The sequence below is a fragment of the Paraburkholderia sp. SEWSISQ10-3 4 genome, assembly GCF_030464785.1.
GTDB lineage: Bacteria > Pseudomonadota > Gammaproteobacteria > Burkholderiales > Burkholderiaceae > Paraburkholderia > Paraburkholderia aspalathi.
In genome coordinates this window covers 888,097-910,691 of record NZ_JALPRI010000001.1, presented here as the reverse complement: position 1 = coordinate 910,691, position 22,595 = coordinate 888,097, and the positions used below count along the sequence as shown (strand labels likewise).

Below are 22,595 nucleotides of genomic sequence, written 5' to 3'. Positions count from 1 at the left end.
GGAGAAAGAGATGGCGGACGCCGAACTCGAACGCAAATCGTGGGAACAACCCGCGGACGCGAGCTTTGCACAATGGTTGGACAGCCGCGTCGCGCGCCTGGAAACGCGTCGTTACGACTGGGACGCGCTGAAGTTCCAGGCCGACTACGACCCGAAATATCGCCGCGCGCAAATGCGCTATGTCGGCACGGGCGGCACGGGCGTCGCGAAGGACATGAACACGGTGCCCGCAGGCGGCTTCACGTTTTCGACGATGGTGATCCCGGCCGGCAACATCGGTCCGAGCCATATCCATATGGATGTCGAAGAGATTTTCTTCGTGCTGCGCGGCAAGATGAAAGTGATCTGCGAGAAAGATGGCGAAACGTGGGAAGCCGTGCTCGGCGAACGCGATCTGATTTCGGTGCCGCCGGGCGTGTATCGCACGGAAGTGAATATCGGTGAAGAAGATGCGTTGATGTGCGTGATGCTCGGTGCAGCCAAACCGATTACGCCGACGTATCCGCCGGATTCTCCTTTGGCCAAGCTCAAACGCTAAGCCCTCAAGTTCGTTTTGAAAACACCCACGAAGGAAATCATGTCCGCAGCCCCGTCCGCTACCGCCGATCAGAACGCTACGCTCGAAACGCGCCTTGCACGCTTTCCCGCGCAGCAGATCTGGCTGGCATCGCAACGCGCGGTGAGCTATCGCGATGTGGATAGTGCCGAAAGTGAAGCGCTGCCTTTGGTGCTGCTTCACGGTATCGGTTCGGGTGCGGCTTCGTGGGTGCAGCAGTTTGAAGTGCTGGGTGAGACGCGCCGTGTGCTGGCGTGGGATGCGCCGGGATACGGTGCATCGACACCCGTAGAAGCCGATTCCCCCGCAGCAAGCGATTACGCCACTGTATTGAAGCAATGGCTCGACGCGCTCGGCATTGAACGCTGTGTGCTGCTGGGTCATTCGCTTGGCGCGATCATCGCGGGTGCGTTTGCCGTGGCGAATCCGCAGCGAGTGGCCGGTTTGCTGTTGTTGTCGCCGGCTGGCGGTTACGGCGCTTCCGCAGCGGAAGTGCGCGAAACCAAACGCGATCAACGTCTGGCCATGCTGAAAGAACTCGGCCCGCAAGGTCTCGCCGAAAAACGCAGCACCAATATGTTGTCCATCCACGCGAGCGGCGAAGCCCACGCATGGGTGCGCTGGAACATGTCGCGTGTGATCCCGCACGGCTATGCGCAAGCGACGCATCTGCTCGCCAACGCCGATCTCGCCAGCGACCTCTCACGCTACAAAGGCCGCATCAGCGTCGCGGTCGGCGCAGAAGACACCATTACGCCCCCCGAAGCCTGCGAGCGACTTGCTCTCGCCGCCGGCACCACATTGCAGGTCGTGCCGCGCGCCGGGCACGCCGGTTATATCGAAGCGCCCGCCGCGTACACCGCGATCATCGACACGTTCTGCCGCGCAAGCGACGGACAACGGAGCCAATGAATGACGTCCGACACGCATGACATGGTTAGCGCCGAGCGCGACGCGGACGACGACCGCAACGACGCAGACACGAGCAGCGATATCAGCTATCGCGTGCCGGGTCTGGAACGCGGTCTGAAGATTCTGACGGAGTTCTCGCCACGCGAGCCGGTTCTCGGCGCACCGGAATTATCGAAGCGCCTGAAGATTCCCCGCACGACGGTGTTCCGTCTGCTGCAAACGCTCGAATCGCTCGGCTTTCTCGAGCGCGCCGATAAAGACCGTAATTATCGCCTCGGCGTTGCCGTGCTGCGGCTCGGGTTTGAATATCTGAGCTCGCTCGAATTGACCGACCTCGGTTTGCCGATCATCGAAGCGCTGCGTGACGACACCGGTCTCACCAGCCACATCGTGATTCGCGACGGACGTGACGTGGTGTTCGTTGCCAAAGCGCAAAGCCATGCGCCGATTTTCAGTTCGGTGAAGGTGAATGTCGGCACGCGCCTGCCGGCCCATGCAACGACGCACGGCCAGGTGCTGATGGGCGACATGACGCTCGACGACTTGAAAAAGCTCTACCCGGAACCGGAACTCGAACGCTTCACGAAACAAACGCCGGCCACCATCGACGACTTGTACGAACGCATTCGCGATGACGCCAAGCGCGGCTACGCGATCAGCGAGTCGTCGTTCGAACGCGGCATTTCGGTGGTGAGCGCGCCGGTGCGCAACGACACGGGCCGCATCGTCGCCGTGATTACGACGACGATTCCGCGCCACGAGATCGATGCGTCCCTGCTCGATAGCGGCCTGATCGACAAGGTCCGCCGCGCGGCCGACGAACTCTCGCAGCGGCTCAACTATCGGCCGACGGGTAGCTCGAACTCGGGCGCGAAATACTTTAAGGCATTGGGGCTCAAATGATTCAAATCGACTTGACCGGACAGGTAGCGGTGGTGACGGGCGGTTCGTCCGGCATCGGCCTTGCGACTGCCGAACTGTTTCTGCGAGCAGGCGCTTCTGTCGCGATCTGCGGCCGCGACAGCGAACGTCTCGCGCAAGCGGAAGCTTCGCTGAAGGCACAGTTTCCGCAAGCGCAATTGCTGGCGCAAACCTGCGACGTGCTGGACGCGGACGAGGTCGCAGCATTCGCGCAAGCAGTGCAAGCGCGTTTCGGCAGGACCGACATGCTGGTGAACAACGCGGGCCAAGGTCGCGTATCGACGTTCGCCAACACCACCGACGACGCCTGGCGCGAAGAACTCGACCTGAAGTACTTCAGCGTGATCCGCCCGACCCGCGCCTTCTTGCCGATGTTGCGCGACGCAGCAAACCCCGCGGTGGTCTGCGTGAACTCGCTGCTCGCCCTGCAACCCGAGCCGCACATGGTGGCGACTTCGTCGGCACGCGCCGGCGTGCTGAGCCTCATCAAATCACTTGCGGTCGAACTCGCACCGCAACGCATTCGCGTGAATTCGATTCTGATCGGCATCGTCGAATCGGGTCAATGGCGCCGCCGTTACGCGAAAGAAGCGCAGCCGGGCCAGAGCTGGGAAGACTGGACCGCCGAACTGGCACGCAAGAAAAACATTCCGCTAGGCCGCTTCGGCAAACCCGAAGAAGCCGCTCAAGCGCTCTTTTATCTGGCTACGACGCTGTCGTCCTATACGACGGGCAGTCACATCGATGTTTCTGGAGGCGTTGCACGACATGTCTAATAAAACCACCGTTGGCGAACTGATCGCCGCTTTTCTCGAGCAGTGCGGCGTTCAAACCGCATTCGGCGTGATCTCGATCCACAACATGCCGATCCTCGACGCGATCCACAACCGCGGCAAGATTCGCTACGTCGGCGCACGTGGCGAAGCGGGCGCGGTGAACATGGCTGATGGCCTGGCGCGCGTCTCCGGCGGCCTTGGCGTGGCATTCACCAGCACCGGCACTGCTGCGGGTAATGCTGCTGGCGCGATGGTCGAAGCGCTGACCGCGGGCACCGCGCTGCTGCATGTGACGGGCCAGATCGAAACCGAATACCTCGACAAGGATCTCGCCTATATCCACGAGGCGCCGGATCAATTGTCGATGCTGTCGTCGATCTCGAAGGCCGCGTTCCGCGTGCGCTCGGTCGAAACCGCATTGCCGACCATCCGCGAAGCCGTGCGTGTCGCGCAAACCGCGCCGAGCGGCCCGGTCAGCGTTGAAATTCCGATCGACATTCAAGCGGCCGAAATCGAATGGCCTGCCGACTTGGCCGCGCCGCATGTCACCACGTTGACGCATTGCAGCCAGCGTGTCGTGCAACTCGCGGATCAACTGGCGAATGCAAAGCGTCCGCTGTTGTGGCTCGGCGGCGGCACGCGTCATGCACGTGCTGCGGTTGAACGTCTCGTGGCCTTGGGCTTCGGTGTGGTGACCAGCGTGCAGGGCCGTGGCGTGCTGCCGGAAGATCATCCGGCGACGCTCGGCGCGTTCAACGTGCATGTCGCTGTCGAAAGCTTCTACAAGACGTGCGACGCGCTGGTGGTGGTCGGTTCGCGTCTGCGTGGCAATGAAACGCTGAAGTACAAGCTGGCGCTGCCGCAACCGCTGTATCGCATCGACGCCGACGCGCTCGCCGACAACCGCGGTTATCGCAACGACATGTTCATTCACGGCGATGCCTCGGCCGTTCTCGAAGAGCTCGCGACGCTGCTCGAAGGCCGTCTGAAGGTCGATCCGACGTTCGCGCAAGACCTGGCTGCCGCGCGCGAAAGCGCCGTCGCCGATGTGGGCAAGGGCCTCGGCCCGTACAAGCGCCTTGTCGACGCCCTGCAGCAGGCCGTGGGCCGCGATTACAACTGGGTGCGCGACGTCACGATCTCGAACAGCACGTGGGGTAACCGCATGCTGAAGATCTTCTCGCCGCGCGCGGGCGTTCATGCACTCGGCGGCGGTATCGGCCAGGGCATGCAGATGGGGATCGGCGCAGCACTCGCGGGCAATGCCGCGAAGACGGTGTGCCTGGTTGGCGACGGCGGCCTGATGGTCAACGTCGGCGAACTCGCGACGGCCGTGCAGGAAAACGCCAACGTGATGATCGTGCTGATGAACGATCAGTGCTACGGCGTGATCCGCAACATTCAGGACGCGCAATACGGCGGCCGCCGCTGCTACGTCGATCTGCACCAGCCGGATTTCGCGCAGTTCTGCGAGAGCCTGAAGCTCACGCACTACCGCATCAAGTCGCTTGACCAGGCCGAGGAGATCATCCGCGAAGGTATGGCGAAGACGGGCCCCGTATTGGTTGAAGTGGACATGCTGTCGGTTGGCTCGTTCGCCACGGCGTTCGCGGGCCCGCCGGTCAAGGAAAAGGAGCCGGAACATGCGTGAGACCGGCTACGCGGGGCATCACGCACCCGTCGACGTCGCGATGATCGGCTTCGGCGCGATCGGCCAGGCGGTGTATCGCTCGGTCGAGTCGGATCCGACGGTGCGCGTGTCGCACGTGATCGTGCCGGAGCGCCATATGGCGTCGGTGCGCGAAGTGGTGGGCGCATCGGTCGATGTGGTGGCCTCCGTGTCCGCATTGAGCAGCCAACCGCATTTCGCGCTGGAATGCGCGGGGCACAGCGCACTGGTCGATCACGTGGTGCCCTTGCTGAAAGCCGGTACGGATTGCGCGGTCGCATCGATCGGTGCGCTCTCCGACATGATGTTGTTGGACGCGCTTTCCGCTGCAGCCGATGAAGGCGACGCGACGTTGACGCTGTTGTCGGGCGCAATCGGCGGCGTGGATGCGTTGTCTGCCGCCAAGCTCGGCGGCCTCGACGAAGTGTTGTACACCGGCCGCAAGCCGCCTTCGGGCTGGCTCGGCACGCCCGCGGAACAGCTCTGCGATCTGCACACGCTGAACGAAGAGATCGTGATTTTCGAAGGCAGCGCGCGCGAAGCGGCGCGCCTGTATCCGAAGAACGCCAATGTTGCCGCGACGATCGCGCTGGCTGGCCTGGGTTTGGACCACACCATGGTCCGTCTGATTGCGGACCCGAACGTGTCGCGCAATGTGCACCGCATCGTGGCGCGCGGCGCGTTCGGCGAGATGTCGCTGGAAATGTGCGGCAAGCCGCTGCCGGACAACCCCAAGACGTCCGCACTGACTGCGTATAGCGCGATTCGTGCGCTACGCAATCGCGCGGCCCGCTGCGTGATTTAAGACATTCGCTGACTAGCTGAAGCAAACCGGAACGACCGACATGACTCACTTCGATACCAGCCTCGTGCCCACCGGCGATATTTTCATCGGCGGCGAATGGCGGCAAGGGCGTGGCAACCCGTACAAAAGCCTGTATCCGGCGGATCAGTCGGTCAACATGGAAATCTCGACAGCCACCGCAGACGACGCCCGCGAAGCCGTGGAAGCCGCGGATATCGCATGGCGGCGCGCGGATTGGTCGGGTTTGAAGCCGCATCAACGCGCGCTGATTCTGTATCGCATCGCCGATCTGATCATGGCGCGTCACGAAGCGCTTGCGCAACTGCAGCGTCGTGACAACGGTAAGCCGATTGGCGAAACGCGCGTGCTGGTGGCGAGCGCTGCGAACACCTTCCGCTATTTCGCGGCCTGCCTCGAAACGCTCGATGAAGAAGTGACTCCCTCGCGTGGCGACTATCTGACGATGAGCATTTACGAGCCGATCGGTGTGATCGCGGCGATTACGCCGTGGAATTCGCCGATTGCATCGGATGCGCAGAAGCTGGCTCCGGCGTTGGCAGGCGGTAACGCGGTGGTACTGAAGCCGGCCGAAGTCACTCCGTTGGTTTCGCTGGCGTTGGCTCGTATCTGTGAAGAAGCCGGCGTGCCGAAGGGTGTTCTGAGTGTGGTGCCGGGTAAAGGCTCGGTAATCGGCGACGTGCTGGTGCGTCATCCGTTGGTGAAGAAAGTGTCGTTCACGGGCGGCACCGAAGTCGGCCGCGGCATCGCGCGCATCGCTGCGGACAAGCTGATGCCCGTGTCGCTTGAACTCGGCGGCAAATCGCCGACCATCGTGTTCGATGACGCCGACCTGGATCATGCAGTGAACGGCGTGCTGTACGGCATTTTCAGTTCGTCGGGCGAAGCGTGTATCGCGGGCTCGCGCCTGTTCGTGCAGCGCTCGATTTACGACGCGTTCATGAAGCGTCTCGCGGAAGGCGCGCGCAAGCTGCGCGTCGGCGACCCGTCGCGTGCTGAAACGCAGATGGGTCCGCTGATTACCGCAGCACATCGTGAAACCGTCGAACGTTACGTCGCATTGGGCCTGGAAGAGGGCGGTCGCTTGCTGTGCGGCGGCGAACGCCCGGTCGGCGATGGCCGCGAAGCAGGCACCTATTTTCAGCCGACGATCCTCGAAGGTCTCACGAACGACGCCCGCATCTGCCAGGAAGAAATCTTCGGCCCGGTGCTGGTCGCCATGCCGTTCGACGACGAAGCTCAGCTGCTGAAAGAAGCCAACCACAGTGTGTTCGGCCTCGCCGCCGGCATCTGGACGCGCGATTACAAACGCGCCTACCGGATTGCCCGCGCGCTCGAAACCGGCACCGTATGGATCAACACCTACAAGCTGTTCTCGATATCGACGCCGTTCAGCGGCTGGAAAGAGAGCGGCATGGGTCGCGAAAAGGGCCGACTCGGCATCCGCGAATACATGCAGCAGAAGAGCCTCTACTGGGGCTTGAACGACGCGCCGCTGGCGTGGGCGAACTAATACGCGAAATACGCAAGAGGCACGTTATGACGATTCTCGGCATTGAACAGATTATTTACGGCGTGACGGATCTCGCCACCTGTCGCCGCTTTTTCGCGGACTGGGGTTTGAAAGAAGTCGCGCATGACGAAACGCACGCACGTTTTGAAACACTGAACGGCTGCACGATTCTCGTCGTCGATGCAACCGACCCGTCGCTGCCGCCCGCATTCGAAGAAGGTCCGACGCTGCGTGAAGTGACCTGGGGCGTGGCAACGAAAGCGGAACTCGACGAACTGCGCGGCCGTTTTGCCGGTCAGCCAGGCCACTTCGAAACGGAAGACGCCATCGGTTGTATCGATCCGAACGGGATGGCGATTCGCGTTGAAGTGACTCGCAAGCGTGCGCTCGATATTCACGGTTCGCCGTCGAACGTGTGGGGCCAGACGTTGCGCGTCGATCAACCGTCGCCGATTTACGAGCGCGCCGAACCGGTTGAAGTCGGCCACGTAGTGTTCTTCACGAACCAACTCGCGGCACAGGAGAAGTTTTACCAGGAACTGCTCGGCTTCGAAATGTCGGACCGCTATCCGGGCCGCGGCGCGTTCATGCGCTGCGCACCGCACGGTGGCCATCACGACATTTTCCTGCTGGCGTTACCGGGTGGTAAGCGCGGTCTGAATCACGTCGCGTTCACCGTGCGCGATATCCACGAAGTGTTTGGCGGCGGCATGCATATCAGCCGCTGCGGTTGGGATACGCAACTCGGTCCGGGACGTCATCCGGTGTCGTCGGCGTACTTCTGGTACTTCCAGAATCCGGCCGGCGGTCTGATCGAGTACTACGCCGACGAAGACCAGCTCACGCCCGAATGGCAGCCGCGCGATTTCGAACCGGGTCCGACGGTGTTCGCCGAATGGGCGATCGACGGCGGCATCGACGGCCATACACGTCGCCAGAAAAACGCGAAGGCGCCGGAAGGCAAGTTCATGACGGAGCGGAAAAATGACTGACGCTGCTGCTGAAAAGGCTCAAGCTGCACACGCCGGACTCGAAGCGCCGCGCACGATCGTCGTGATCGGCGGTGGCCAGGCGGCGGGTTGGGTCGTGAAGACGTTGCGCAAGGAAGGCTTCGATGGCCGCCTGGTGATGATCGCCGATGAGATCCATTTGCCGTACGAGCGCCCGCCGCTGTCGAAGGCCGTGCTCTCCGGTGAAGCCGATATCGAAACCGTGCGCCTCGTGAAGCCTGACGATTTCGACGCGCTGAATGTCGAAGCATGGCAACCGGATTGCGCGACGTCGATCGATCGTGAAGATCGCGTCGTGCGCACGCAGTCGAGCTGTGAAGTGCAATACGACCGGCTCGTGGTTGCAACCGGTGGTGCGGCGCGCCGTTTGCCGGACGCGCTGGTGAAGACATCGCGCATTACTTATTTGCGTACGCTCGACGAAGCGGTCGTTCTCGGCGAACGGCTGCGCGCAAGCAAGCGCGTGCTGGTGGTTGGCGGCGGGTGGATCGGTCTCGAAGTCGCAGCTACTGCGCGCAAGCTCGGTGTGGACGCGACGGTAGTGGAGGGCGCGCCACGTCTGTGCGCCCGCTCGCTGCCGCCGATGGTGTCGGATTTCCTGTTGCAGCTGCATCGTGCGAACGGCGTGGATGCGCGTTTGAACGCGTCGCTCGTGTCGATTGCGGATCATCCGAACGACGCCAACCGTATTCGTGCGACGTTCGCTAACGGTTCCACATTGGACGCCGACTTCGCCGTCGCCGGCATCGGCCTCACGCCGCATACGGCACTGGCGGAAGCAGCCGGTATCAAGGTGGAAGACGGCATTGTCGTCGATCATTTCGGCGCAACCGATGACCCGCGCATCTTTGCGTGCGGTGATGTGGCCAACCATCCGAGTGCCTGGTTGAAGCGGCGCGTGCGGCTCGAATCGTGGGCCAACGCGCAAAACCAGGCGATCTCGACGGCAAAAGCCTTACTCGGCAAGTTTGAACCGTACGCGGACATTCCGTGGTTCTGGTCCGATCAATACGACGTCAATCTGCAAATCCTCGGCGACATTCCGGGCGATGCGCAGCTCGCTGTACGCGGCGATTTGCCTGGCAAACGCGCCACGCTCTTTCATCTGGAAGACAGCGCGATTCGCGGTGTCATCGCCATCAACACGCCGCGCGAACTGAAACTGTCGCGCAAATGGATGAACCAGGGCCGGACTATTGACCTTGCCACCCTGACCGACGCCTCAACGGCGCTTGCCTAACCACACCTACGGACGGCACCACGGCATGAGAACCATCGACAACACCATGGGGGACCGCAGCAGCGCCGGTGTCTCAGGCCCCGTGACCCGGGGCTCGATCATCGCGCGTCTCGAGCGCTTGCCGAAGAATGCGATGCAGGTGCGCGCGCGCATACTGATCGGTCTCGCGACGTTCTTCGACGGTTTCGACGTGATCGCAATTGCGGCCACGCTGCCAATCCTGATTGCGAAGTGGCATCTGACGCCGTGGGAAATTGGCTTCCTGATCGGCTCCGGCTCGGTCGGCCAGCTAATCGGCGCGTTCGTGTTCCCGTGGTACGCGGAACGCAAAGGCCGTGTGAAGGCGATTGCGTTGAGCTCGGGGATCATCGGCATTACGAGTATTGCGTGCGGCTTTGCGCCGACCTTCGCGGCGTTTGTCGTGTTGCGTGTGATTCAGGGGCTCGGGCTGGGTGGCGAATTGCCGGTGGCCGCGACCTATATCAACGAGATCAGCCGCGCGCATGGCCGTGGACGTTTCGTGCTCTTGTATGAAATCGTTTTTCCGGTCGGCTTGCTCGCATCCAATGCGTTGGGTGCGTGGATCGTGCCGCGTTTCGGTTGGCAGGCGATGTACTTCATCGGCGGTATGCCGTTGATTCTGTTCTTCGTGCTGCGGAAACTGGTGCCGGAATCGCCGCGTTGGCTGGCCGAACGCGAACGGATGGCCGATGCCGATACGGCGGTGCATGCTTTCGAACGCGCAGTGAAAGGTCCGCTTCCGCCGGTTGCCAATGCGGCCGAGTTTGACGCGATGGCCAATCGCCATCCGAAGCGCCGCATGAGCGATCTGTTCGGGCCGGCGTATCTGAAGCGCACGATGGCGGTCGCGATGCTGTGGATTACGTGCGGCTTCATTCAGTACGGTCTGTCGACCTGGCTGCCGACGATCTATCGCACGGTTTATCACGCGCCGCTGCAACTGGCGTTGAATCTGGCGGTGGCGGCTTCGGTGCTGGGCGTGGTGGGTTCGCTGACCTGTGCGTTGCTGGTCGATAAGGTTGGGCGTAAGCCGATCATCAACCTGTCGTTCGTGGCGTGCGCGCTGTCGTTGCTGTTGGCGGGGGTGTTCCACAATTCGTCGGTGTATGTGGTGGCGACGTGTTGCGCCTTCTCGCTCGGGTTCCTTGCTTGCGGCTTTATCACGGCTTATGTGTACACGCCGGAGCTGTATCCGACGAGTATCCGTGCGATGGGTTGCGGTGTGGGCGGCGCGTGGCTGAAGGTAGCAGCGATTTTCGCGCCGGCCATCGTGTCGAAGACGATGATCGGCGGCAATCTGGAAGTGGCGTTTTATATTCTCGCGGCTGTGCCGTTCATTGCGGCAATCGCGGTGCACTTTCTCGGGATCGAGACCAAGGGGAAGGTGCTGGAGCAGCTCGAGGCTTGATGCCTTTTGGCGTGTGATGGGTTTGGTGGGCGGTTGATGTTGTACCGCAATGGCAGGAAGGCGAAGGGCGCACTGGGTGGTGCGCCCTTTGTTTTTGGATCGTCCTATAGAAGCGACTTTAAAGCGCCGTCCGGTGCGACAAACGCCGCTGTTTCAGCTCCTCAATAATCCAGACACTCATCAACCCCGCGCTCACGCAAGCGATGATGTCCGGTTTGGAGATTGCAAGCGCCAACCAGACGAGGTGTACGTAGCCGCGGAAAAAGGGCGGCACGGCCCCGCGCAAATCGCTCCAGCGCGTCGTCGCCAACACGCCACCCGCTGCAGCCATCACCGTAAAAAGCGCCCACGCAAATTGCGTCGAACGCTCTTCCCGTTGCAACAGCAAAACGATCAACGTGACGAAGCCCGCAAACCACATCGCCATGCCAACCCACGCAACGCGCGGTCGACCTGCGAGCCAGCCGCGAAACTCCTGTTGCGCAAAAGAGAAAAAGAAAGCGAACAGCACGCCGTGCGCGAACGGCATCTGCCACGCGCGAGAATCAGTGGAGAGCCAATGGCCGGCGAAACCGAATCCGATCGCGCCCACGGCGGCGAGTACCGCGAGTTGTTTGATGCGCGGCCATCCATAGATCAGCGCGGCCCACATCGTGCAGATCCCAAGTGTGTCCATTGCGATCGACGTCAAGCGCCCGCTACCTGCGTCGCACAACGCGGCGGCGGTCGCGCCAAGCCACACCGGAATCCATCCGTAGCGCAGCCAGCCAATCGAGCGCAGCGTCCGCAGCCGCTGTTGCTGCGGTTCGGACAGCAGCACAGTCGTCGCGGCGCTGGTGACCAGCGTCACCATCAGCGTGGCCAGAAGCACAGCCAGCTGAACGGGCGTCCATTGATCGAGCCACCGATTGCTATTCAGGTTCATTGACGCGTTGGCGAACAGCAAGCCGCACCAGGCGCTCAGCGCGAGCGCCGGCCCGAACAGGCGTCCTGCGCCAATCCGAAACGACAGGCAGCGGGTCCAGAATTCGACCTTCTCGCTGTCGAGCCGCAGGCGCACGACGTTCGGATGATAACGAGCGAGCGCGGTCAATAACTGCTCCATCTCGGTTCGCACGCCAGCGCGCAGCAGTGCGTGTGCGCCGGTCGCCAACGGAGGTTGAGGCCCTTCGAGCAGCGCCATTGCATTCGTGAAGCGCAAACGTAGCGCGTTGTAGTCCTCGTCGGCGAATACGCGGTCTAGCGCGAGGGTTGCGATGGCCGCGTTGCGCCGCCGCAGATGCGCGGCGTTGTCCCGCCATCCCAGGACCGCACTCAGGTTCATGCGCAGCGTGGCTGGCGCATCTTCGTTCAAACAGTGAACCAGCGCCTGCCATTCGAGTTCGTCGCGCATCTGAATATTGACGACGGCTGCGAATAGATCCTGCAGCGAACGACGCGACTCGAGTTGGTCGCGTTGCGAGACGAAGTGCTGCCACAATTGCACAGCGCTTTCGAAGGCGTCGTGTTCGGGAAGGTGGTGAGCCTCAGGTGGCGGGCTGGGTACCGACACAGGTACCGGTACCGAAGCCGACACCGCGGCTATCGTCGCCGCTACGCCGCCGCCGCTCGCCATCTGCAAAGCCGACTCATACGCGTACCGAAGCCGCTGAAACGCCTCAGCGTCCTCATCCGGGCGTTGCTGTTTCAAAAGACGCGCATAGGCGCGGCGCACGGTACGCTCGTCGGCGTTCGCCGCAACGCCGAGCACGTCCCACGGCCAGTGGTGAGCAGAAGTCGTATCCATAGCCGGTCAGTACGTCACATGCACATCGAAGCGATCCAGCAACGCACTCAATTCGCTGCGCACATGGGCGATTTCCTCGGCGTTCTGCCGCTCGAGCAGCGACTGAAAGCGCGCGATATGCGCAGCCAGATATTGCCGATGCTCCCCCAGCGTTTCCTCGTAGACGCGATCCGCACGCGTGAGCAGCGTGCGATTCTCCAACTGATCGCGCGGATGAATCTTCAACGCAGCCAGGGCCGCGAGTCGTTCACCGATTTCTTCCGGCGTCAGCACGCCTGGGTTCTCTTCAATCACCATCGCGCGCTTCACGCCGCCGGGAAACGCAGTAGCTTCCACTTCCAGCACGCCGTTGACGTCGTAGGTGAAGCGTACATCCGCCCCGGCCTGGCCGGCCGGCTTGACCGGCACTTCAAGCGTGAATTCGCCGAGCGCCACGTTGTCGACGGTCAAACGCGCTTCGCCCTGGAACACCTTGATGCTCAACATGCGCTGACGGTCGCTGACCGTAAAGATGCGCTGCATGCGGCTCACCGGCACGATCGTATTGCGCTCGATGATCGGTAGAAAATGTCCCGGCACATATTGATTGGCACTGACCTGCATCGCAGTATCGATGCCGAGGCTATACGGCGCGACATCAGTCAGCACCATTTCGTCGAGACCTGCGTCCCGCGTGACAAGCCCCGCTTGCACAGCAGCGCCGAGCGCGACGACTTCATCCGGGTTCATATTCGCGGCGGGCAAACGGCCGAACATCTTCGAGACCAGCTTGCGCACCATCGGCATACGCGAGGCGCCGCCGACGAGGATGATTTCGTCGAGCGCATCCACAGCGATCTTCGAATCGCGCAACGCTCGCTCGACCGGTTTGCGCAGACGTTGCAGCAGATGCTCGCAAGTCCGTTCCGCAGCCGCCGCATCGAGTTCGAGGCTGTGCTCGTTATCGCCAACCGTGAGCTTGAGCGTGACGCTATCGGCACCGCTCTGCGTGAACAGACGCTTCGCACGTTCGGCCTGCTGATGCAGACGTTGTGCAGCAATCGGCGTAAGCGAATTGACTGGAAGGCGATTGCGCTGGCAGAACAGATCGACGAGCGCTTCCGTGAAATCTTCGCCACCCAAAAAGTTGTCGCCGGTGCTGGCGCGCACTTCCATCACGCCTTCGAAGAAGTCGAGCACGGAGACGTCGAACGTGCCGCCGCCCAGATCGAAGATCAGGAACTTGCGTTCACTGTCGCGCTGATGCACGCCGTACGCGAGCGAGGCCGCGGTCGGTTCATTGACAAGACGCAGCACATTGAGCCCAGCCAGTTCGCCGGCGATGCGCGTGGCTTTGCGTTGCGCGTCGCTGAAATAGGCGGGCACGGCGATCACGGCGTCGCTTACCGTTTCGCCGAGGAACGCTTCGGCATCGGCTTTCAGCGATTTGAGCACCAGCGAAGACAGTTCCTCCGGACGCAATGTCTGCACGCCAAGCGACACGTTGCGATTCGTGCCCATGTAGCGTTTGAAGTTGGCGGCGGTGCGTTCGGGATGCGTATGCAAGCGGTCATGGGCGGGGCGGCCGACGAGGATCGAGCCGTCGTCATCGATCGAGACGCACGACGGCGTCAGCACGTCGCCCAGTGCGTTCGGGATGAGGGCAGCCTTGTTATTGCGCCAGACGGCCGCAAGACTATGCGTGGTTCCAAGATCGATGCCGATGATCGAAGGCATGTACAGTTTCCGATTCGTTTTGCGCCCCTTCGTGAGGAGATCGCCCAAGGTCGCGTGGGAGCCAGATGGCGCTCCGTCCAATGGCGATAACGGCAGGCTGCCTGCAAACTTGAGCGGCGAAGGGAACGAATGCGGTGTGTGTCGATGAGGCGATGCGCTACGCATGCCGGCTGAATGGGCCGCCGGCCATGCGAATGCGATGCCTGGTCGCGCAAGAATGGCGACGCGAGAACGGGATGCGAAGCGGGGACGCAAAGCCCGTCAGGCGAGCCTGCTGTGCTGTATCACAACGTCACAACGCCTTGCGGTACACCACGAAACCGGAGTGATCCGCGACCTTGTCGTACAGCTTCATTGCCGTGTGATTCGTCTCATGCGTTTGCCAGTAGACCCGTTGCAAACCGTCGGCCTTGGCGCGTGCATACACTGCTTCGATCAATGCACGGCCGACACCTTTGCCGCGCTCCGCTTCAAGCGTGTAGAGATCTTGCAGATAGCAGGTCGGTGCAACCATGGTCGTGTGACGGTGGTACAGGAAGTGCACGAGGCCGAGCAACTGGCCGTTGCGTTCGGCGACCATTGCGTGCATTGGCTCGTAAGCGTCGAAGAAACGCCCCCACGTGACTTGCGTGATTTCGCGCGGCAATGCCGTTTCACCCGAGCGGCCGTAGAACGCGTTGTAGGCGTCCCACAGCGGCAGCCATGCGTCGAAGTCGGCGGGCGTGACGGGGCGGATTTGAATCGCGTCGGACATGGGTGTGGCTCCTTGTGTTGTGATGGTTGAGGGCGAGTACGTCGCGGCCGCTAAGGCTGAGTCGAACAAGCATAGACGGCTGCGCTGAACGCCTGCTCGCGCTCTTCCTCGGCAGTAGGAGTTGCGGACGTCGCTGAAGCTGCGCTACCGCGCTGCTCCAGATTTTCATTCACGCAGGCATCCAACCTTGCGCGTGCCGTTGCCGCCGGCTCGAGCAGCCCGTAGGCATAAGCCGCGCACGCCAGCGCCACGCACCACTTCACCGCGGCGCCATAGCGCAGGTGTGCGGTGACGGCGTGACGTGCATGCGTGTTCATGGCAACGGCCTCTCTCGAGAGTATTCAGCGACTCCAGAACCGTCAGCATAAGAAATTTGTGGCACCATTGTTAGCTCCACAACGCGACCACAATTTGGAGCCACGGAATTGGACTACGGCCTGTTGATGTCGAACGTCGAGCGCGCAATGGGTGGGCGCAAGCTTACGCAGCAGGACTTGCTCTACGAGAGTCTGCGTCGCGCGATTCTCGATGGCGATATCCGTCACGGCAGCCGTCTTCTTGCCACGCGAGCGCTTGCCGAACAGTTGGGCATTGCGCGCAACTCTGTCCTCTACGCATACGAGCGGCTCACCGACGAGGGCTTCATCACGGCGAGCCGGCATGGTTCCATCGTCAGCATGGTGAGCGGTTCAGGCGCCTCGATCTCCGCAGCAAGCGGCAGTGTGCAGACGCCTGAAAACCACCTGTCACGCCGTGTCGCCGATCTGCCGCGCGAGCGCACGAATCCCGACGACCCCACGCCGTTTCGTCCCGGCGTGCCCGCACTCGATGAATTTCCGCTTGCGCAATGGCGTGCCTCGATGGAGCGCGCATGGCGCACGGTCGAACCGCGGGAACTCGGTTACGGCAACAATGCTGGGCACCCCGCATTGCGCCGCTCGATTGCGGAATACGTGCGCGTGTCGCGTGGTGTGCGATGTTCGGCGGAGCAGGTGTTTATCACCTCGGGCACGCAGGCGAGTCTCGATCTATGCGCCTGCATGCTGGCGGACCCCGGCGACAGTGTCTGGGTTGAGGATCCCGGCTATCACGGCGCAAAGGCTGCATTCCAGGCCGCTGGTTTGCAACTGGTGCCGATTCCCGTCGACGCCGCCGGCATGGCGCCGACGCCCGATCACTGGGAACAGACACCGCCACGCCTGATGTACATCACGCCGTCGCATCAATATCCGCTCGGCAGCGTGCTGAGCCTCGAGCGGCGCTGGTCGATCATCGAGAACGCAGTGGCGCGCGGCGCCTGGATCATCGAAGACGACTACGACAGCGAACTGCGCCATAGCGGTCCGCCGTTGCCGTCGATCCAGGGCCTCGCGGCCGACACGCCGGTGATTTACCTCGGCACCTTCAGCAAGACGATGTTTCCGGCGCTGCGGATGGGCTTCATGGTCGTGCCGGCGCACCTTGTCGCTGACATCGACGAGGCGCTCAGCGAGATCGCACGACAAGGGCGCGTGGCTGAGCAGATCGCGTTGGCGGATTTCATCGATAGTGGGAAATATGCGCGGCATCTGCGACGTATGCGGCGGTTGTACCAGCAGCGCCGCTCCGCATTGGTGAACGCGATCGAGCGGCATATGGGCGACCTGGTGACGGTGTCATCCGACGGCGGCGGCATGCATCTGACGATGCGACTCGATGTGCAGCTGCGCGATCAGGACGTAAGCGCAGTGACACGCGAGCACGGTTTGCATATCGCTGCGCTCAGTGCGTTTTGTCAGCCGCCTGCTAAAGACGCCGCGCGCTACAACGGCTTCATGCTCGGCTACGCGGGTGTCAAACCGCACGAAGCCGACGCATTGGTGGCGCAACTCGCCGCCGTGGTGCGTGGGCTACGCTAGATCGCGAACGAACATCGTATTGTTGTGACGAAAGAGAACTAGACCGCTTCCGCCCTGAGCCAACGCGCGAGCCCGGCGTCGTCATCGGTATCCAGCGCCTGTGCGACCCGGCGCCCGACTGCCGCGCCGAACTTATAACCGTGGCCCGAGCATGCCGATACCACCAGTGTGTTGCCGATGCGCTTCGAAAAAAAGCGTTCATCCGAAGTGAACGTGTAAGCACAGGTTTTCACTTCGGTGACCGTATATTCGTCGATGCGGCTGAACGGCGGTGAAAACAAGCGCCGCAGACTGTCGCCTTCTCCGGGTGCCGCGACGCGATTGGCATCAGGATCAGGCGCGCGTGATTTGTGCACACTGGCGCCGAACTTCAGGCCGACATCGTCGATTGGCGGCAGCACGTAACCGCTGCTGGCGCCGCCAATATCGACGATAGCGGGCGCATTCGACCATGCTTCCGCCAGATCCGCGGGTGGCTCGAGATAGGCGACTACGTTGCGATACGTCATCAGGTTTTCGGCGAGCGAGGGGAACAGTTGCAGCGTCCACGCGCCGGCGGTGACTACGAGCCGGTCGGCGCGGATGATCGTGTCGTCTTCGATGCGTACGGAGGCCGCATGCGCATCGACTGCGAGTACCTTGGTATGGGTGCGAATTTCGGCGCCGCGCATCTTGAGCCACGCTTTCATGTCGCGAGCGATGCGTTCGCTAAATAGTGCGCCGCCATCCTGATCGAGGTAGGCGTAGCGAAACGTGGCAGGGTCGAGAAACGGATAACGCTCGGCCGCTTCGCGCGGGTCGAGCTGTTCGTACTCGAATTTCATGCGGTCGAGACCGGCGCGAAATTGCTCGGCGCCATCGCCTGCGTGTTGCGAAATGCCGAGCACGCCGCAGTTCGCATAGTGGGATACGCCGAGATCATTCCACAGCAGATCCCAACTATCGAATGCCTCGGCGATGGTGCGTGCGTAGCCGTCAGCATCGCCATACGCTCGACGGATCATGCGACTCCGGTCGCCCGAGGCGGCGAGTGGGTTCGGAATCGAGCCCTGCTCGATCAGAGTGATGTCGTGTCCCAACTTGGCAAGCGACCACGCTGTGCTCAAGCCGGCGATGCCCGCGCCTACGATTGTCACCCGCATGCCATCTTCCCCCGAGTCGATGTATCCGGGTCAGAGTCTAGCAGTGGGAAAAATAAACAGGTACGCGTTCTGGCAACGCGAAAAATAATTCGGTATGTGTTTTAGCGAATCGCCGCGCGAGCCAACAGGGGCGATCCAGCGTACTACCAGGCAGGGGGTGGTCTCCGCGCGCCGCCGTGTCAGTGTTTCTGTTTCGACGGATGGCGCAGCTTGTCGCGTACTTTCTTCGCGGCGAACAGCGGTACGTAATCGAATACACGCGCTTCGTGCCGGTAGTCAGCCAGGGTGTCTGCGTACATCTTCGAAACCGTTTCCGTCGGGGTATCGGTTTCCTCTGCGATGCTTCTCACCACTTCGTCGACATTTGGCTCGGGTTGGGACATGGAACTCTCCGGGGCAAGCGGGATGGACCGGCGGGTCGCCGGGAACGGGCGCACGACAGGAGTTCATTAGAGGATGCGTTTGGCCACGATGCCAATTGAATTGGTCTATCGAATGACTCGCTCCACAGAGATTTTTGTCTTGCACTGCAGCAAGCGCCCGCGCCATGCGGGGATGCGGAAAATCAATGTGTATGCCGATGGTGAATATCTGGGAAATGCGCGTGCGCATGCGTGATCGGCGCGTGGGAATGCGGATGCGTGTGCGGCTCGTGGCCGTCCCACGCGAAATCATGCTCGTGCTGGTGATGCGCGTCGTGCCGGTGACGATGCGTGTGATCCAGCGGGGTATGCGTGTGCGGATGCTCGTGACGTTCGCGGATGTGCAGCCAGACACCCAGCGTCATGAGGGCAGCGGCCACCCAGAATAGGAGCGGCGGCATCTCTGGCCACAGCAGCCACGATAAGGTCACACCAAATAGTGGTGCGACCGAGAAATAGGCGCCGGTACGCGCGGTGCCGAGATTGCGCAGCGCGACGACGAACAGCACGAGACTCACGCCGTAGCCCGCGAAACCCGTCAGCATGGCGAGCGCGACGGTCGTGGCCTTGGGCCACGCTGCACCAAAAGTGAGCGCGAGCGTGACGTTGACTGATCCGGCCACGAGCCCCTTTACGCAGGCGATGAACATGGCGTCGTGAGTCGACACCTTGCGCGTGAGATTGTTGTCGACTGCCCAGCACGCGCAGGCGCCGACCAGCAGCAGGGTGCCGGGCGGCAGGCCGGCCGCGCCGGGCTGCCACGACAATGCCACGCCGCCCGCGACGATCGCGGCCATGCCCAGGAACACCTGAATGTCGACGTTCTCGCGAAACACGATCCACGCGATCAGCGCGGTGAGTACGCCCTCGAGATTCAATAGCAGCGAGCCGGTGGCGGCTGGCGTCGTTTTCAGACCCAGCATTAGCAGCGCCGGCCCCGCGACACCGCCTGCCACGATTGCGCCGGCGAGCCACGGCACTTCGCGCACCGGGAAGCGGTGGTGACTGACCGGCTGCCCCTCCGCTTGACCTTTCAGGCGGCGCGCCAGAATCACGGCGGCAAGGCCCGTGCCGCTGCCGAGGTAGAACAGTCCGGCCAGCAGAAACGGCGACAGCGAGCCGAGCAGCGCCTTGGCGAGCGGCGTGGTCGCGCCGAACAAGGCGGCGGCGAGCAGAGCGGTGAAAGCGGCGTTGAAGCGGGTCGGCATGGGCGGGAGATTCGGATGGAGCAGGCGTTGCCGACACGATACCGCTATCGGGCCGTGGACACCTAACTCCACCGAACAGGCGATCGGGCTGGAAATCCCGCTCGCGCGCATCCGATCGCGCCCTCACAGCGTATAACCCGCATCGCCATCGAAAGAGGCCCCCATGCCGCCATTTGCCGCCGCCGTGATCGCCCTGATTGGGCTCATCGCGATCTTCAGCGCCGTGTGGGCATGGCAGTTGAAGATCGGGAACGCCGGCATGGTCGATCCGGTTTGGGCCTATTCGCTCGGCCTGGTCGCGGTGCTCTACGCCGTGCTCGGCAACGGCGATCCGGTGTCGCGTGCACTGACCGCGCTGGGTGGCCTGGTTTGGGGCGTGCGACTCGGCACGCATCTGTGGAAACGCAATTTCGGCAAACCGGAAGACGCGCGCTATCGGCGCTTCCGTGAAGAATGGGGCGACAAGGCAGCCAGCAAGATGTTCTGGTTTTTCCAGGTGCAAGTCGTGATTTCGATGCTGCTGTCGATCGCATTTCTGGTGCCGTCGTACCGGAGCAGCGCACCGGCCATCGGGTGGATCGTGCTGGCGGTGGTGGTGTGGATCGCATCGGTAGTCGGCGAAGGCATCGCGGACCGTCAACTCAAGCACTTCACGCAGGATCCGGCCAATCACACCACCGTGTGCCGCGTTGGCTTGTGGCGCTATTCGCGGCATCCGAACTACTTCTTTGAATGCGTGCATTGGCTTGCTTACATCGCGCTGTCGATCGGCACGCCTTGGGGTTGGTTCACGTTGTTGCCACCGGTGCTGATGGCGTTTCTATTGCTCAAGCTCTCCGGCATCCCGCTGCTCGAAGAAAGCATGGCGAAAAGGCGCGCCGGTTACGCCGATTACATGCGCACCACCAGTGCGCTCATTCCGTGGCCGCCACGGGATTGAGACGAGCCGGCTACGACACAAAAGTCCAGACAAGACGATAGGGAGTCAGCCTCATGAGCCTTTCCACCACCGACCATACAATGCCGCCTTCGTCGCCCGCCGAGCCGAGCGACGGCTGGCTGATTCAGAGCTGCGAACGCGGCTGGCTGCCCGACAGCGTGATCCGTTTCGGCATGCGTCAGCTGATGCGCCAGCGTTTGCGCGACGAAGCGATCGACAACGGCGAGGTGCGCGCACAACGGCTCAACGGTCTGCTGGACGACTTGCGTTCAAGTCCGATCGCCATCGAAACGCAGGCCGCCAACACGCAACATTACGAGGTGCCGGCGTCGTTCTTCCACGCGCATCTCGGACCGCATCTCAAGTATTCGTGCTGTCTGTACCCAACCGGCAATGAGACGCTCGTGCAAGCCGAAGCCGCGATGCTAGAGCGCTACGCCGAACGCGCGGAACTGGCCGACGGTCAGCGGATTCTCGATCTCGGTTGCGGATGGGGTTCGTTGTCGTTGTGGCTGGCGGCGCATTATCCAAACGCGCAGATCGTCGCGCTGTCGAATTCGCATGGGCAACGCGTGTTCATCGAAGCGCGCGCGGCGGAGTTCGGTTTGCACAACCTCTCGGTGGTCACGGGCAATGTCGTCGATTTCGAATTCGACGAAGCGCAGCTTGGCGGCGGCTTCGATCGCGTGGTGTCGATCGAGATGTTCGAGCACATGAAGAACTACGGGCTGCTGCTCGCCAAGATTTCACGCTGGATGCGCGACGACGCGAAGCTGTTCGTGCATATCTTCGTGCATCGCACGCTTGCCTATCACTTTCAGGTGCAGGACGGCAACGACTGGATGTCGAAGTACTTTTTCACTGGCGGCACGATGCCCTCCGAAGCGCTCCTGCTGAACTTCCAGGACGATCTGCGGATGGAGCGGCAGTGGTGGGTGAGCGGCGCGCACTACGAGCGCACGGCGAATCACTGGCTCGCCGCGCTCGACGCAGCGCGTGACCGCGTGATTCCGATGCTGGTCCATACATATGGCGCGCGCGATGCAGCTGTATGGTTTCAGCGCTGGCGCATGTTCTATATGGCCGTGGCCGAGTTGTTCGGCTACGCCAACGGGAATGAGTGGGGCGTGGGACACTATCGGTTTGTAAAACGCTAAACCGAATCCTGATCCGCGCCTCGGTATGACCGCAAGGAAACCCATTTCACTGAACACGTTGTTGCACGACATTCGCGCCTGTACCGTATGCGCGCCAGTGCTGCCGCATGCGCCGCGTCCGGTCGTCGTGGCGTCGGCTGATTCGCGCATTCTGATCATCGGCCAGGCGCCCGGTGCGCGCGTGCATGCTTCGGGCATTCCATGGAGCGACGCCAGTGGCGCACGCTTGCGCCACTGGCTCGAAGTCTCCGACGAGACCTTTTACGACGCCTCGAAATTTGCCATCGTGCCGATGGGTTTCTGCTTTCCGGGCAGAGGCACGAGTGGCGATTTGCCGCCGCGGCCCGAATGCGCCGCGCTCTGGCATCAGGCCTTACTGGCCCAGTTGCGCGAGGTGCGGCTCACGGTGTTGATTGGCCAATACGCGCAGCGTTTTGGCCTCGGCGACGCATTCGGGCCGACGCTGACCGATACGCTGCTGCGCTGGCGTGATTACGGCCCGCACGTAATACCGCTCCCGCACCCCTCGCCGCGCAATATCGCGTGGTTCAAGCGCAATCCCTGGTTCGAAGCAGACGTATTGCCGACTTTGCGGGCGCGGGTTGGTGCGGCGCTCGAGGAATGACCCGCCTCGCGCCGTCGAAATACGTCGAAACAATCGGAAACACACAATTAAGCGATTGACGGAATAAAACGGCAAACTGATGCGTTTGCTTCATACCG

General features: G+C 62.2%; 21 protein-coding genes. 14 read left to right on the top strand and 7 right to left on the bottom strand.

Annotated elements, in window-relative coordinates:
• The first annotated feature begins 10 nt into the window (after positions 1-10).
• Genes M0D68_RS04110 through M0D68_RS04065 form a run of 10 tightly spaced genes read left to right on the top strand, consistent with a single transcriptional unit; the run spans position 11 to position 10,849 of the window.
• Complete coding sequence (locus M0D68_RS04110; protein ID WP_074289220.1) at positions 11-538, top strand: cupin domain-containing protein; 528 nt, start codon at positions 11-13, stop codon at positions 536-538.
• A 39-nt stretch (positions 539-577) separates the two neighbouring features.
• Entirely contained in the window at positions 578-1,468 is an 891-nt protein-coding gene (locus M0D68_RS04105; protein WP_200651483.1) for an alpha/beta fold hydrolase, read from the top strand.
• The gene (locus tag M0D68_RS04100) at positions 1,469-2,371 is read left to right on the top strand and encodes an IclR family transcriptional regulator (protein ID WP_266223852.1); all 903 of its coding nucleotides are present in this window, start codon (positions 1,469-1,471) and stop codon (positions 2,369-2,371) included. It abuts the gene before it with no gap.
• Positions 2,368-3,165: an SDR family oxidoreductase gene (locus M0D68_RS04095; RefSeq protein ID WP_200651485.1), complete on the top strand. Its 798-nt coding sequence runs from the start codon at positions 2,368-2,370 to the stop codon at positions 3,163-3,165. The genes M0D68_RS04100 and M0D68_RS04095 overlap by 4 nt, the downstream gene beginning before the upstream one ends.
• Positions 3,158-4,816, top strand: a complete 1,659-nt coding sequence (locus M0D68_RS04090; protein WP_266223851.1) for a thiamine pyrophosphate-binding protein — start codon at positions 3,158-3,160, stop codon at positions 4,814-4,816. Before M0D68_RS04095 ends, M0D68_RS04090 begins: the two co-directional genes overlap by 8 nt.
• On the top strand, positions 4,809-5,639 hold the full coding sequence (locus M0D68_RS04085) for an aspartate dehydrogenase (RefSeq protein ID WP_093634288.1): 831 nt from the start codon (positions 4,809-4,811) through the stop codon (positions 5,637-5,639). The genes M0D68_RS04090 and M0D68_RS04085 overlap by 8 nt, the downstream gene beginning before the upstream one ends.
• A 40-nt stretch (positions 5,640-5,679) precedes the next feature.
• Complete coding sequence (locus M0D68_RS04080; protein WP_266223850.1) at positions 5,680-7,170, top strand: aldehyde dehydrogenase; 1,491 nt, start codon at positions 5,680-5,682, stop codon at positions 7,168-7,170.
• A 26-nt stretch (positions 7,171-7,196) separates the two neighbouring features.
• Positions 7,197-8,162, top strand: a complete 966-nt coding sequence (locus M0D68_RS04075) for a VOC family protein (protein WP_266223849.1) — start codon at positions 7,197-7,199, stop codon at positions 8,160-8,162.
• A complete protein-coding gene (locus tag M0D68_RS04070; RefSeq protein WP_266223848.1) occupies positions 8,155-9,420 on the top strand; it encodes an NAD(P)/FAD-dependent oxidoreductase in 1,266 nt (421 codons plus the stop codon). The genes M0D68_RS04075 and M0D68_RS04070 overlap by 8 nt, the downstream gene beginning before the upstream one ends.
• Before the next feature lie 25 nt (positions 9,421-9,445).
• A complete protein-coding gene (locus M0D68_RS04065) occupies positions 9,446-10,849 on the top strand; it encodes an MFS transporter (RefSeq protein ID WP_093634284.1) in 1,404 nt (467 codons plus the stop codon).
• A gap of 118 nt (positions 10,850-10,967) precedes the next feature.
• Here M0D68_RS04065 and M0D68_RS04060 read toward each other — a convergent pair whose 3' ends face one another.
• From M0D68_RS04060 to M0D68_RS04045, 4 genes are all read right to left on the bottom strand, one after another.
• A complete protein-coding gene (locus tag M0D68_RS04060; protein WP_266223847.1) occupies positions 10,968-12,635 on the bottom strand; it encodes a J domain-containing protein in 1,668 nt (555 codons plus the stop codon).
• 6 nt (positions 12,636-12,641) lie between these two features.
• Positions 12,642-14,351, bottom strand: coding sequence for a molecular chaperone HscC (locus M0D68_RS04055; RefSeq protein ID WP_266223846.1), 1,710 nt, complete (start codon positions 14,349-14,351; stop codon positions 12,642-12,644).
• A gap of 292 nt (positions 14,352-14,643) precedes the next feature.
• Positions 14,644-15,105, bottom strand: coding sequence for a GNAT family N-acetyltransferase (locus M0D68_RS04050; protein WP_054034106.1), 462 nt, complete (start codon positions 15,103-15,105; stop codon positions 14,644-14,646).
• Between the two features lie 50 nt (positions 15,106-15,155).
• Positions 15,156-15,422, bottom strand: coding sequence for a hypothetical protein (locus tag M0D68_RS04045; protein ID WP_200651490.1), 267 nt, complete (start codon positions 15,420-15,422; stop codon positions 15,156-15,158).
• A 108-nt stretch (positions 15,423-15,530) separates the two neighbouring features.
• On the opposite strand from M0D68_RS04045, the gene M0D68_RS04040 reads away from it, so the two are divergent.
• Positions 15,531-17,003, top strand: coding sequence for a PLP-dependent aminotransferase family protein (locus M0D68_RS04040; RefSeq protein WP_211699887.1), 1,473 nt, complete (start codon positions 15,531-15,533; stop codon positions 17,001-17,003).
• Between the two features lie 38 nt (positions 17,004-17,041).
• On the opposite strand, the gene M0D68_RS04035 is transcribed toward M0D68_RS04040, so the two are convergent.
• From M0D68_RS04035 to M0D68_RS04025, 3 genes are all read right to left on the bottom strand, one after another.
• The gene (locus M0D68_RS04035; RefSeq protein WP_266223845.1) at positions 17,042-18,145 is read right to left on the bottom strand and encodes an FAD-binding oxidoreductase; all 1,104 of its coding nucleotides are present in this window, start codon (positions 18,143-18,145) and stop codon (positions 17,042-17,044) included.
• A gap of 179 nt (positions 18,146-18,324) precedes the next feature.
• Complete coding sequence (locus M0D68_RS04030; RefSeq protein ID WP_093634278.1) at positions 18,325-18,528, bottom strand: DUF3562 domain-containing protein; 204 nt, start codon at positions 18,526-18,528, stop codon at positions 18,325-18,327.
• Positions 18,529-18,710: 182 nt separating this feature from the next.
• The gene (locus M0D68_RS04025) at positions 18,711-19,775 is read right to left on the bottom strand and encodes a DMT family transporter (protein ID WP_266223844.1); all 1,065 of its coding nucleotides are present in this window, start codon (positions 19,773-19,775) and stop codon (positions 18,711-18,713) included.
• A 163-nt stretch (positions 19,776-19,938) separates the two neighbouring features.
• Between M0D68_RS04025 and M0D68_RS04020 the strand changes: the two genes are divergently transcribed.
• Genes M0D68_RS04020 through M0D68_RS04010 form a run of 3 tightly spaced genes read left to right on the top strand, consistent with a single transcriptional unit; the run spans position 19,939 to position 22,497 of the window.
• Positions 19,939-20,715 carry a DUF1295 domain-containing protein gene (locus tag M0D68_RS04020; protein WP_266209085.1) on the top strand — a complete coding sequence of 259 codons (777 nt, stop codon included), beginning with the start codon at positions 19,939-19,941 and terminating at the stop codon, positions 20,713-20,715.
• A 53-nt stretch (positions 20,716-20,768) separates the two neighbouring features.
• Complete coding sequence (locus M0D68_RS04015; protein ID WP_266223843.1) at positions 20,769-21,872, top strand: cyclopropane-fatty-acyl-phospholipid synthase family protein; 1,104 nt, start codon at positions 20,769-20,771, stop codon at positions 21,870-21,872.
• 25 nt (positions 21,873-21,897) lie between these two features.
• Complete coding sequence (locus M0D68_RS04010; protein WP_093634274.1) at positions 21,898-22,497, top strand: uracil-DNA glycosylase family protein; 600 nt, start codon at positions 21,898-21,900, stop codon at positions 22,495-22,497.
• The last annotated feature ends 98 nt before the right edge of the window (positions 22,498-22,595 follow it).